The sequence below is a fragment of the Kribbella solani genome (assembly GCF_014205295.1).
Lineage (GTDB): Bacteria > Actinomycetota > Actinomycetes > Propionibacteriales > Kribbellaceae > Kribbella > Kribbella solani.
This window is the reverse complement of sequence record NZ_JACHNF010000001.1, coordinates 5,132,450-5,144,879: the sequence shown is the minus strand read 5'-3', so window position 1 is coordinate 5,144,879 and position 12,430 is coordinate 5,132,450. Positions and strand designations below refer to the sequence as shown.

The 12,430-nt window shown below is 67.2% G+C and carries 10 protein-coding genes; 5 read left to right on the top strand and 5 right to left on the bottom strand.

What is annotated here, in order from left to right; translation table 11 throughout:
- Positions 1-2: 2 nt before the first annotated feature.
- Positions 3-1,697 carry an arginine--tRNA ligase gene (gene argS / locus HDA44_RS23390; RefSeq protein WP_184837818.1) on the bottom strand — a complete coding sequence of 565 codons (1,695 nt, stop codon included), beginning with the start codon at positions 1,695-1,697 and terminating at the stop codon, positions 3-5.
- A gap of 117 nt (positions 1,698-1,814) precedes the next feature.
- Positions 1,815-4,037 (bottom strand): bifunctional glycosyltransferase/CDP-glycerol:glycerophosphate glycerophosphotransferase, encoded by a 2,223-nt coding sequence (locus tag HDA44_RS23385; RefSeq protein WP_184837816.1) that lies wholly within the window; start codon positions 4,035-4,037, stop codon positions 1,815-1,817.
- Between the two features lie 24 nt (positions 4,038-4,061).
- Here HDA44_RS23385 and HDA44_RS23380 point away from each other — a divergent pair, with 24 nt between their 5' ends.
- Positions 4,062-4,865 (top strand): Fic family protein, encoded by an 804-nt coding sequence (locus HDA44_RS23380; RefSeq protein WP_184837814.1) that lies wholly within the window; start codon positions 4,062-4,064, stop codon positions 4,863-4,865.
- 243 nt (positions 4,866-5,108) lie between these two features.
- Here HDA44_RS23380 and HDA44_RS23375 read toward each other — a convergent pair whose 3' ends face one another.
- Positions 5,109-5,900: an HAD family hydrolase gene (locus HDA44_RS23375; RefSeq protein WP_184837812.1), complete on the bottom strand. Its 792-nt coding sequence runs from the start codon at positions 5,898-5,900 to the stop codon at positions 5,109-5,111.
- A 389-nt stretch (positions 5,901-6,289) separates the two neighbouring features.
- Between HDA44_RS23375 and HDA44_RS23370 the strand changes: the two genes are divergently transcribed.
- Complete coding sequence (locus HDA44_RS23370; RefSeq protein ID WP_184837810.1) at positions 6,290-7,969, top strand: chitinase; 1,680 nt, start codon at positions 6,290-6,292, stop codon at positions 7,967-7,969.
- 2 nt (positions 7,970-7,971) lie between these two features.
- Positions 7,972-8,874, top strand: a complete 903-nt coding sequence (locus HDA44_RS23365; RefSeq protein ID WP_184837808.1) for a helix-turn-helix domain-containing protein — start codon at positions 7,972-7,974, stop codon at positions 8,872-8,874.
- A gap of 1 nt (position 8,875) precedes the next feature.
- Here the strand turns inward: HDA44_RS23365 and HDA44_RS23360 are convergent, their stop codons facing one another.
- Both HDA44_RS23360 and HDA44_RS23355 read right to left on the bottom strand, forming a co-directional pair.
- Positions 8,876-9,325: an aminoacyl-tRNA deacylase gene (locus HDA44_RS23360; protein ID WP_184837806.1), complete on the bottom strand. Its 450-nt coding sequence runs from the start codon at positions 9,323-9,325 to the stop codon at positions 8,876-8,878.
- 4 nt (positions 9,326-9,329) lie between these two features.
- Positions 9,330-10,547, bottom strand: a complete 1,218-nt coding sequence (locus HDA44_RS23355) for an MFS transporter (RefSeq protein ID WP_184837805.1) — start codon at positions 10,545-10,547, stop codon at positions 9,330-9,332.
- Positions 10,548-10,618: 71 nt separating this feature from the next.
- Here HDA44_RS23355 and HDA44_RS23350 point away from each other — a divergent pair, with 71 nt between their 5' ends.
- Both HDA44_RS23350 and HDA44_RS23345 read left to right on the top strand, forming a co-directional pair.
- Positions 10,619-11,506: a LysR family transcriptional regulator gene (locus HDA44_RS23350; protein ID WP_184837803.1), complete on the top strand. Its 888-nt coding sequence runs from the start codon at positions 10,619-10,621 to the stop codon at positions 11,504-11,506.
- Positions 11,507-11,574: 68 nt separating this feature from the next.
- Positions 11,575-12,363, top strand: coding sequence for an SGNH/GDSL hydrolase family protein (locus HDA44_RS23345; protein WP_337906287.1), 789 nt, complete (start codon positions 11,575-11,577; stop codon positions 12,361-12,363).
- Positions 12,364-12,430: the final 67 nt, after the last annotated feature.

The window sequence follows — 12,430 nt, the reverse complement described above, 5'->3', positions numbered from 1 at the left end:
AGTTACATCGCGTCAGGAGCCTGGATCCCGAGCAGGCCCAGTCCATCCTGCAACACCTGCCGGGTCGCCGTGCAGAGGGCGATCCGGCTTGCTCTGGTCGCTCCGACACTGCTGAGAACGGGGCACTGCTCGTAGAACACCGACAACGCGGATGCCAACTCGTAGAGGTACGTACACAGCTTGTGGGGCTGGAGCGTCTCCGCGACTTGTGTGACCGTCGCAGCGAAGCCAGTGAGGAGGAGGGCGAGCCGCTGCTCCGCAGGTTCTTGCAGCTCGGTTACCTCACCACCTGTTGTTCCAGCCTTGGACAGGAGTCTGGTGAGCCGAGCATGCGCGTACTGCAGGTACGGACCGGTGTTGCCAGTCATAGCGACCATCCGGTCCAGGTCGAACACGTAGTCATTGCCCCGGTCACTCGACAGGTCCGCGTACTTGACCGCACCGATGCCGACTGCCCGTGCAGTCGCTGCCCGATCTACACCGTCCCGTCCGGCAAGCAGTGCGTCCGCTCTGGCGACTGCACTGTCCAGCAGGTCCACGAGCTTGACCGTGCCGCCTGCTCTTGTTTTGAAGGGCTTTCCGTTCGGTCCGAGTACGGTGCCGAACGAGACGTGCTCTGCAGGGACCGTAGTCGGCAGCCAGCCGGCCGTCCGTGCCAGCGTGAAGATCTGGTCGAAGTGCAACGCCTGCCGGTGGTCCACTACGTACACGATCCGGTCCGCGTGCAGCGTACCCACCCGATGCCGTACGGCGGCCAGATCCGTTGCGCTGTAGCCGAAACCACCATCTGACTTCCGGACGATCACCGGCAGCGGACTGCCGTCCCGGCCGACGAATCCGGGCATGAAAGCACACATGGCGCCTTCTGACTCGGTCAACAATCCCTGCTGTTCCAGCTCCGCTACAACTCGCGGCAGGTCGTCGTTGTACGCACTCTCGCCAACCACATCGCTCCGAGTGAGTGCAGAGCCCAGCAGCGCGTACACCTGCTCGAAGTCGTCCAGTGACACATCCACCATGTGCCGCCAGATCGCCCGCGTTGCCGGATCACCTGACTGCAGCAGGACCACTCTGCCGCGGGACAGGTCCGCGAAGCTGCTGTCGGCATCAAAGTGCTTCCGGCTCCGCTCGTACAGCTGCTGCAAGCCAACCAGGTCAAGGGATTCAGCCGTCAGCCCCTCCCCCAGGAGCTGCTCGATCATCATCCCGTACTGCGTACCCCAGTCGCCTACGTGGTTCTGCCGAAGCACCTGATAGCCGACGTGGTTCAGTACGTTGCAGAGCGCGTCGCCGATCACAGTGGAGCGGAGATGACCTACGTGCATCTGCTTCGCTACGTTCGGCTGGGAGTAGTCGACCACGACCCGCTGGCCGTTACTGGTGAATGTCTGCGGTTCGTTGACTGCTCTGGCCAGTGTGGACGGCAGCAGCGTCAGGTTGATGAAACCGGGACCGGCGATGGTCGGCGGCTCACAGAGGTCATCCAGCTGCACGGCGGCGACCAGACGCGCGGCAACGTCCCGTGGCGGTTGGCCGAGCGCATTGCCGAGCCGGAGCGCCAGATTGCTCTGGTAGTGCCCGAACTCGGGTTTGGTGGCCGACCGCAGCTCCGGATCGACATCGGCGTACGACGAGCCGCAGGCGGCCGCAGCGGCAGCGGACAGTCTGGTGGCAAGGACAGGCAGAATCGCGGACATGGCAGAGTCCTTCAAGGAGACGCGACTGGAACAGGCTGGGGTGTTCAGACAGTGCGTCGTCGTCGCAGGCTGAAGCGCACGCGCAGAGCGTGGACGGGCTTCAAGCTGATCGACATGTCAGCCATTATGCACGAAGTACGCCGACGGCGCCGGTGACCGGTCCGCCGGCGGCAGTACGGCCGGTACATCGGTCTCGCCCAGGAGCACCCGGCGTACGACCCGCTCGGCCGCCTGCCCGTCGTCGAACTCACAGAACCGCTCCCGGTACAGCTGGCGGTGCTTGGCCGCCTCCGGACTCGCGAACGTACCGTTCCGCAGCGCGGCGAACAGCTCCTCGGCGGACCGAGCCACCACACCGGGCGGGAAGTCGGTGACGTCGAAGTACGTGCCGCGCCGGCCGCTGTAGAACCCCTGGTCCTCGACGTGCAGCATGATCGGACGGTCCAGGTTCGCGTAGTCGAAGGCGATCGACGAGTAGTCCGTGATCAGTACGTCGGCCGCCAGCATCAGGTCCTCGACCCGTGGGTGCCGGGACACGTCGATCACCCGCCCGGAGTGCGATTCCGGTGCCTTCGACAACGAATAGTGCGTCCGCACCAGCACCCGGCCGTGCTCACCGGCCGCGGACGCCAGCCGGTCCAGATCCAGCTGGATGCCGGAGCCACCGAGATCCATCAAGCCGGTCGGCAACCGAACCGAGTCGACCCCGTCGCGGAACGTCGGCGCGTACAGGATGACGAGGTGTGAGTCGTCGAACCCGAGCGCGGCCCGGATCGCCCGGACGTCGTCGATGCTCGCGGTCAGCAGCCGGTCGTTGCGTGGGTAGCCGTACTCCAACTCCTCGAAGCGCGCCGGGTACGTACGCTCCCAGATCTCCGACGAGTACCGGTTGGAGGACAGGTTGTAGTCCCAGCGGTCGACCTGGCGCATCAGCTCGTCGAGGTCGAGGTCCTGACCGGCACGCGGGAAATGGCGCAGGTCGGTACCCATCGTCTTCAGCGGCGTACCGTGCTGGGTCTGCAGGTGGATCTGGCCCTCGCGTTTGACCAGGCTCTTCGGCCAGTTCATGTTGCTGATGAAGTACGTTGCCTTGCCGAGCAGCTTCTCGTACGCGGGGGAGTCCGCGACCACGTACTCGACGCCTTCGGGGACCGCGCTCAGTTGATCGTTGTCGATCACCCACACGCCGCGGACCTGCGGTGCGAGCTCGGCCGCCTTCTCGAAGATCGCCCGCGGGTTGCAGGCGTACTGCTTGAACCAGTACGCCGCGTACACCGCCAGGTTCGGGTCGAGCTTGCCGCGGCGGAGCAGCTTGCCGACGGCCTTCGGCGGCGTCGACGCGCGCAGCACCCGGGCGCTCAGCTTGAGCGTGGAGTACGTCGCGTAGTCGTCGTGGATGAGCAGCCAGCGCTTGAACCCGCGGGCGGTCCGGTCGGTGCTGTATCCCTCCGGCTTCCAGCGCTTCGCGAACGCGTGCGCGGCGTGGAAGAAGTCGGCCCGGTCGTCGGTGTCGATCCGCTCCGGTTTCGCGAGTACGGCGAGGATGTGGTCGAGTGACCGGTCGAACGCGAACCTGCGCCAGCCCGCCAGCTCCGGATCGGACTGGATGAAGGCGTGCACCCGGTCGTACTGGTCGAAGATGTCCCACTGCCGGCGCCCGCTGGTGGCGTGGATGTTCCCGCCGGTGCGGTGCTGGCGGTAGTGCACGACCACCTTGTCCAACGTGGCGATCCGCTCGGCGGTCAGCATCGTCGAGTACGTCCAGGGGGCGTCCTCGTAGAAGCCGGCCGTGAACGCGAAGCCGTGCCGGGTCAGGAACTCCCGGCGGTACGCCTTGTTCCAGACCACCTCGAGGAAGGTCAGGAAGATCGGCCGCTCGGCCGCCGTGAACACGCCGGCGCCTTCACGGGCGAACGCGTCGTGCCGCTGGTTCCGGACCACGCGCCCGTCCCAGAAGATCCGCTCGTAGTCGAACAGCACGATGTCGGGCCGGCCGGCGCTGTCGATCCGGGCCGCGATCGCCTCCAGTGACCCGGGCTGCCAGACGTCGTCGGCGTCCAGGAACAGCACGTACTCGCCGCGGCACTCCTTCAGCCCAGCGTTCCGGGTCGGCCCGAGACCGAGGTTCTCGTCCAGGTGCACCACCTGCACCCGCGGGTCGGCGGCCGCGTACTCCTCCAGAATCCGGCCGGACGAGTCCCGGTCGGCATCATCAACCCCGATCACCTCGAAGTCGGTGAACGACTGCCCGAGCACCGAGTCCAGACACGGCCGCAACCAGGCCCGCGAGCCATGGCAGGGGACCACGATGCTGAACCTTGGGACGGTGCCGAGCGCCATGCCACGTCATCCTAGGCTGCTGGTATGAGTAGCGATGTGTTCGAGCCTCTGAGCGGGCTGGAAGGGGTCGGGTCGGCGGCTCGGGCGGCGCGGGACGCGGTGGACGTGCTGCTGCGGGATCGTGGTCTGCGCCGGGTCAGCTCGGACGTGACCGCCGAGGCGCTGTTGCGGGGCGCGCACGCCTCCGCGGCACTCGCGGGCAGTACGGCGACACCGGACGACGTACGCCGTGGTGCCGCCGACGGACTGGCCTCCGGCGCGGTCCGGATGACAGCCGAACTGATGACCTTGGCACCGCAGGTGGACACCGCGCCGGTGCAGGTCTGGACCAGACTGCATCAGCTGGCCGCCGCCGACCTCGGCCCGGCCGCCGAGCTCGGCCACCTGCGGACCGCCGCCGAGCCGATCCCGGACGACATCCCCGGCCTGCCACCGGCGCCGGCCGCCGCCGAGATGTGGGAGCGACTGAGCGCGCTCGCGCAGAACCTCACCCGCCCGACCAAGGCACCCGGTCTGGTGGTGGCCGCGATCGTGCACGCCGAGCTCGCCGCGCTGCGGCCGTTCCCGACCGCGAACGGACTCGTCGCCCGGGCCGCCGAGCGCTGCCTGCTGGTTGCCCGAGGCATCGACCCGGTCGCGGTCACGGTGCCGGAGGGTGGTCACTACCTGTTGCGGGCGTCGTACGCGACCGGGCTCACCGACTACACAGAGCGAGGACTGACCGGCGTACGTGACTGGTTGCTGCGCTCCTGCGAAGTGCTGACAAAAGGTGCCGAACTGTCGCCGCTGGTCTCGCCCGCCGGACATGCCGACGGCGCTCTCGAGTGAGAGCGCCGTCGCTGGCACGCCATCCTGGTTACCATGCGTGCACCGGTTTGCCGCCACAGGACTTGGCCTGGGTCGCGCTGCCCGTTTGGGATGGGCTGGTCGCCGCGTGGGTACCGGGCTGGCGTGCAATTTCTCTCCGGATCCGGAGATCCTTTGTGATTCCTTTGTACTCCTGAAACCCCTTTCTGGGAAGGGGATGCAGTGCCTTCATGGAGTTGAGAACAATGAAGCTATCTTCAGCTTTCAGACCGCCCGCGCCCGCCGCCGGTACGCCAGCAGGAGCGCCCCGGCAGCCACCGCCGTGACCACGCCGGCGGCTACCGCGGGTCGCCGGACCCGGCCCACGCGCTCGCCCGGCTCGGCGAACTCCAGCACCGGCCAGCCGCGCTCGACCGCGACCCGGCGCAGCGCCTTGTCCGGGTTCACCGCGTGCGCATGCCCGACCGCCGCGAGCATCGGCTCGTCGGTGATCGAGTCCGAGTAGCCGTACGAGCTCGCCAGGTCGTACCCCTCGACCGCGGCCAGCGCCTGCATCGCGGTCACCTTGTGCGGACCGTACGCGTACTCGGCGATCTCGCCCGTGTACTTGCCGTCGGCAACGACCATCCGGGTCGCGATCACCTTGTCCGCGCCGAGGATCGCCCCGATCGGCTCCACCACCTCGGCGCCGGACGACGACACGATCACCACGTCCCGGCCGGCCGCGTGATGCCGGTCGATCAGCTCGACCGCCTCGGCGTGGATCATCGGCCGGACGATGTGGTCGAGCGTGTCGGCGACGATCCCCTGCACCGTCGCCACGTCCCAGCCGGCGCACATCGCCGAGATGTACTCGCGCATCCGCTCCATCTGGTCGTGGTCCGCGTCACCGAGCAGGTACACGAACTGGGCGTACGCGCTGCGCAGGACGGTCCGGCGGTTGATCAGTCCGCCGGCGTAGAACGGGCGCGAGAACGCGAGCGTGCTCGAGCGGGCCAGAATGGTCTTGTCCAGATCGAAGAAGGCCGCCGATCGAGCCGTACCGGGGTGCGCCATGGACCGAGCATAGGCAGCTGGGAGAAACGCCGAGGCCCCCCGGGCTTTTGTGTCGGCCGGTATCCCGTTAGACTGGGGACCAGTGTGACAGTGGCTCTGTTTCGGGCCCTGGGTGGCGCGATTCGGTTGAGATTCAACTGAGATGTGTAGCACCAGGTCTTAGGGGGTACATAAACCCCTGACAGTGGCAGACTGTCGCCTCCTGAACGGCCCCCGGCTCCTCCCCCCGAGCCCGTGGCCGAAGACGGCCCCCGGTCACCCCCCCGCCGGGGGCCGTCGCCTTTCCTCTTGCAAGTACTGGTAAAGATCTTCGCTTTTATGTATGTGAGAGCGTTCCCATTTTATGCAGGGTCTTGACAATGTAATTGTGTGGTCACACTTTGTAAGGCATGAACCCGCCTGCACACCGCCCCCAGGCAGCGGTCATCATCAGCCTGCTCGCCGTACTCATGGCCTTCCTGGTCCCCAGTTCCGCCGGCGCGGCCGCCAATCTCGTCACGAACGCCGGCTTCGAGTCCGGCACGCTCAGCGGCTGGAACTGTCCGGCCGGCGGGGTGACGACAACCGCTCCCCACTCCGGCACCTATGCCCTTCAGGCCACCCCCAGCGGCAGCGATATCGCTAGGTGCTCCCAATCAATTGCGGTCCAGCCCAATACGGCGTACACGTTGTCCGCCTGGGTGAAAGGGTCGAACGTTTATCTCGGAGTAGACGGCGGCCCTAGTACCTGGACGACCAGCTCCGGCTGGAGTCAGCTGACTGTTCCATTCACCACTGGTGCGTCAGCGACTTCGGTGACGATCTATGTCCACAGCTGGTACGCGCTACCGGCGTACCAAGCTGACGATGTCGTGCTGGACGGTCCGGGTGGGACACCGGACACCACAGCGCCGTCTACGCCTGGTGGTCTGGCTGTTGGCAGTCCTACCTCGAACTCACTGAAGCTGAGCTGGTCAGCCGCGTCAGACGCGAACGGCATCGACCACTACGACGTGGTCCGAGGTACGGGCGCGGCGCAGAGCGTCGGCAACGTGGCCAGCTGGACCGCAACCGGGCTGGCTGCTGCCACCACGTACTCATTCAAGGTCCGGGCGTGTGATCCGAGTGGCAACTGCTCGCCGTACGGCGCGGCTGCGTCCGGCACTACCTCTGACGGCGGTACGAATCCACCTGCAGGCAATCTGCCGGCGCATGTGCTTACCGGCTACTGGCAGAACTTCAACAACGGCGCGACGGTGCAGAAGATCTCTGACGTACCGGCCGCGTACGACGTCATCGCGGTCGCCTTTGCGGACGCGGATGCGGCCAAGCCGGGTGGCATCACGTTCAACCTGGACAGTGCTGGGCTGGGCGGATACACCGTCGCGCAGTTCAAGGCCGACATCGCCGCGAAGCAGGCAGCCGGCAAGAAGGTGATCCTGTCCGTCGGCGGCCAGAACGGCACCATCTCGGTGGCTGATCCAACGGCCGCGGCCAACTTCGCCTCGAGCGCACTGTCGGTGCTGCGCGCGTATGGGTTCGACGGGATCGACATCGACCTGGAGAACGGCGTCAACGCGCAGTACATGGGTCAGGCGCTGCACAGCCTGCAGAGTCAGTTCGGTAGCGGACTGGTGGTGACGATGGCGCCGCAGACGATCGACATGCAGAGTACGTCCGCCGAGTACTTCAAGCTGGCGCTGGCAATCAAGGACATCCTGACCATCGTCAACGTGCAGTACTACAACTCGGGCTCGATGAACGGCTGCGACGGTCAGGTGTACTCGCAGGGGTCGGTCGACTTCATCACCGCGCAGGCCTGCCTGATGCTGCAAGGCGGTCTGCGTCCCGATCAGGTCGGACTCGGTCTGCCTGCGTCGTCCCGTGCAGCCGGCAGTGGGTACGTCGCGCCGTCAGTCGTCAACAACGCGCTGGACTGCCTGACCAAGGGCACTAGCTGCGGCAACTACAAGCCGAGCACTCCGTGGCCATCGCTGCGTGGTGCGATGACGTGGTCGACCAACTGGGACGCAACGAACGGTAACCAGTTCGCGACCCAGGTCGGCGGCCACGTGCATGCACTGCCCTGATCATGCACAGCTATCGACCGGCTCCGGTGCTGGAGGCGCTCGGTGTCTGCTCGGAAGACGAGCAGCTCTACCGGGCGCTTCTGGCCCGCCCGGAGTCCACCGCGACTGATCTGGCCGCTCTGGTCGGCTGGCCCGCCCACCGGGTCAGTAGGCATCTGCGATCGCTGTTGTCGCTCGGCCTGGCGTCCCGTACGCCAGGCCGTCCGGCTCGGTACGTTCCCGCCGTACCGGAGGCTGCGGTCGAGCTACTCGCGCTACGCAAGCAGGCAGCGATCGTGGAGGCTCGGCTGGGCGCATCGGTGCTCACAGCCGAGTTCCGGCAGCCGGACGCGTTCACGGTCATCAGGGGCGCTGAGGCGATCGCGCAGCGGTTCTACCAAGCGCAGCAGTGTGCTCAGGACGAGGTGCTCGTACTGGATCGGCTTCCGTACGCATTGCTGCGCGTAGAGCGCGGCGTTTCGTATCGGACGATCTATGACATGGCGACGTTGGCTGAGCCGGGTGATCTGGTCGCGGCTCGTTCGACTGGATGCCGGATGTTGCGGGACGTACCGCTGCAGCTGCTGCTGGTGGATCGTCGGGCCGCGCTACTCCCGACTGCGCCGGACGTGGTCGTGGAGCTTGGTCCGTCGAGCCTGCTGGACGCACTGCTCCGGTTGTTCGACCTGCTCTGGCATCAGGCGAGTCCACTCACACCAGCACTCACTGAAGGACCCCTGACTTCAGCGGACCAGCAGCTCCTGTCGCTGGCCGCGGCCGGTCTGACCGACCAAGCCATCGCTCGTCGCCTGGGTGTGGCGCAGCGGACCGTGGAACGCCGGATGCAGCGCATCCTGCGTTCGCTCGACGCCACCACCCGTTTCCAAGCCGGCCTTCGCGCCGGGCAACAGGGGCTGCTCGCCTGAATCAGTCAGTCACATCCGCCACGGTGGCGCCCAGAGCCTTCGCCAGTGCCTGCGCGTCCACCGTGATCCCGACGCCGTGGTCACCGCCGCCGATGGAGATCGTCCCGGTGATCCGCTCGTCCGCGACCACGGGCCAGGCCTGCGTACTTCCCAGCGGCGTGATCGTTCCGCGTACGTACCCGGTGACCTCGTACGCGGTGTCCTTGTCCGGCATCGAGATCCGGTTCACGCCGAGCAGCGCCCGTAGCTTCGGCCACGCGATCTCGCGGTCACCCGGCACCAGCACGAACCGGTAGTCCTGGTCTGACAGCCGTACCACGATCGTCTTGATCAACTTGGCCGGCTCGATCCCGCGCGCCGCCGCTGCTTCCTCCAGCGAGTTCACCCGCCCGTGCCTGGTCACCTCGTAGGTGAGCCCCAACTGATCAGCCGCATCCGTAGCTTTGGTCACTCAGCTAGTTTGGCACCCGGCTGGGAACGTTCTTGAGCAAGAGCGCGAGGACAAGCGTCACACCGAACAGGACACCGGCTTCGGCTGCTACACCGGTCCACTGGGCGCGGCTCCACGCCGTACCCGCCAATCCTCCGAAGACGGAGGACCCTAGGTAGAACGAGAACAGGTACATGCTGGACGCCTGTCCGGTTCCTACTCCACTGGCGTGCGCCCGAGCCGGTACCCAGCCGCTGGCGACGCCGTGTACGGCGAAGAACCCTGCTGTCATCACAGCCAGTCCGAGCACGATGAACGGCAGTGGAGCGGCCAGTGTGATCGCTACGCCGGCCAGAGTGATCAGGCAGCCGACTGGTACCACCCTGCGCCGCCCGAAGCGGTCCGCCAGTGATCCAGCGGTCGCAGATCCTGCGGAGCCGAGTAGGTAGACACAGAACACCAGCCCGGCGGCGCCTGCGCTCAGCTGGTACGGCGATCCGGACAGGCGGAACACCGCTCCGTTGTAGATGGCGACAAATGCGCCCACTGCGGTCGCTGCGATCCCGTACAGCGCGAGTAGCGCGGGATCACGCAGTACGTGGCCTGAGATCAGGTCACGCGGTCGTGCTGTGCTGGGGTGGAAGTTCCGCGATGCCGGCAGTAGGAGCCAGACGACGGTCGCGCAGAGTACGCCGACGACTGCGATGCCGGCGCTCGCGAACCGCCAACCGCCAAGGTCGGACAGTCCACCGGCGACCAGGCGCCCTGCCATCCCGCCGACCGCCGTACCCGCGATGTAGAGGCCGCTGGCCCGCGCATGGCTGTCCGGATGCACTTCTTCCCGCAGGTAGGCCATTGCGACAGCTGGTAGGCCGGCCATCGCGATCCCCTGCAGACCACGCAGTACGAGCAGCGTGTGCCAGGTCGGTGCGAACGCACTGAGCAGGGCAAACAGGGAGGTCGCCGCCACGGACCAGCGCATCAGATTGGTCCGTCCGAGTACCTCAGAGGCCGGACCGGCCACCAGGAGCGCCAGGCCGAGCCCGAACGTCGCGAACGAGATACTGAACGCACTCTGGCTGGGGGAGACGTGGAACGCGGTCACGAGCTGCGGGAGCAGTGGCTGGGTGCTGTAGAGCAGGGCGAACGTCGCGAGTCCGGCCGCGAACAGCGCGACGGAGAGCTTGCGGTACTCCTTGTCGCCGGGCAGATACCCGGGCTGGTACGCGACGGACTTGTGCATGTCTTCGACGGTCGCACGCGAAACGTGATACGTAAAATGTCGATCCCAGCAGAAATCGATACGATTTCAGTATGCATGTCGAGGATCTCCGGTGGTTCGCCGTACTCGCGGACACCGAACACCTGACCGCGGCGGCGACCGCGCTGGGTACCAGCCAGCCGAACCTGTCCCGTTCGCTGCAACGCGTCGAGCGTGCTTTCGGCGTCGCGCTGTTCGAGCGTGAGCCACGTGGCGTCCGGCTGAACCCGTACGGACGGCTGGTACTCGAGGCCGCACGGACTGGAACCGCGGCCGTCGACACCGCCAAACGCCGGATCGACGCGCTGCTCGACCCGGACTCCGGGACGGTGCGACTGGCGTTCCTGCACTCGGTCGCGACGAGCCTGATGCCAGACTTGTTGAAGGCCTTTCGGGCAGTGGCGCCGCAGGTGGAGTTCGAACTCCGGCAGGAACCAGCGCACGACATCGTCCAGGACCTCGAGTCGGGCGAGGCCGAGATCGCGATCCTCGCGCCCCGGGCGGACCCCGCGCTGTACGGCTGGCTCCTGCTGGAACGGCAGCGGCTGTGCCTGCACGTACCGCCTGGGCACGCGCTGGCGTCACGGCACCGGGTCGAGCTGGAGGCGGCGCGGGACGAGGCGTTCGTCGGGCTGCAGCCGGGCTTCGGGTTCCGGCGAGTGACGGATCGGCTCTGCCGCGAGGCGGGATTCAGTCCGCAGCTCGCGTTCGAGGCGACCGACCTCGCGACGATCGACAGCTTGGTCGGCGCCGGGCTCGGGGTGGCCGTCCTGCCCGCCGGATCGGTGCGCGGGAACGACAGCGGCGCGGTCTCCGTACCGCTGGCCGGCGTCCAGGCCCGGCGGGAGATCGGGCTGTCGTGGCGGCTGAGTACTCCGCTGACCCCGGCGGCGGAGCGGTTCCGGACGTTCTTCCGGTCCCGGCCGGTGACGTCCAGCTGACAACGATTACCTGAGTGTTCCCGGTGTCGACTTGCGGTGAGAGGGCTTTCCCGCGCACTCTTTCCTGCGTGAGAAAGCCTCAGGATCCGTTCCGGCCGAGTCGCCGGCTGCTGTTCGCGGCCGGAACAGCCGCGGCCGCGGCCTCGGCAGCCGCCGCGGCGTCGACGGCCGAGGCGACCGTAGGCTCCCCGGCGGCGGCGATGGCGGCCGCCGACGGACTGACCTCTCTCGGCAACTACGGCTCCGGCGTGCTCGGCGCGTGGGACCGGCAGGCCCGGGCGATCTCGAACGAGGCACAGATCCGCCGGACCCGGGAGAGCGACGGCGTCTTCATGTTCGGCGACAGCATCGGCGTCCAGGACGGTCCGCCGCTGGCTCGGCAGCTGTCGAAGCTGGGGATCAGCATCGCCGTACACAACTGGGCCGGCCGGCCGGTGACACCGGCGGTGGACGCGCTGGAGACCTGGTCACAGGACTACGGCTTGCCGCACCGGATTCTGATGTCGGTCGGCTCCAACGACATCTTCACGCCGCCCGCGGTGGCCGCGCAGGTCGACCGGACGATGCAGATCGTCGGCGAGGAGCGGACCGTGTACTGGGTGAACGTGCAGGCCGCCCGGACCGCGCACGGCCCGGATGTGACGGTCGCGGACCAGCGCAACAGCGCCTGGATCAACCTGCAGCTGGCCGACGCGCAGCGGCGCTACGACAACCTGCGGATCGTGCACTGGGCCGAGCACCTGGCGTCGAGCCCCAACCGGTTGGCCCGCTACCTGCGCGACGGTCTGCACCCGTCCGTGACGCTCGGGCAGAACGCCCGCAACGGTCTCATCATCGACGCGATCAAGGCCGGCTGAGCGCGGGTCGCGCCCAGCCGGCCTTGTCTCGCCTAGAAGCCCGCTCTCGCCTAGAAGCCCGCTCTCG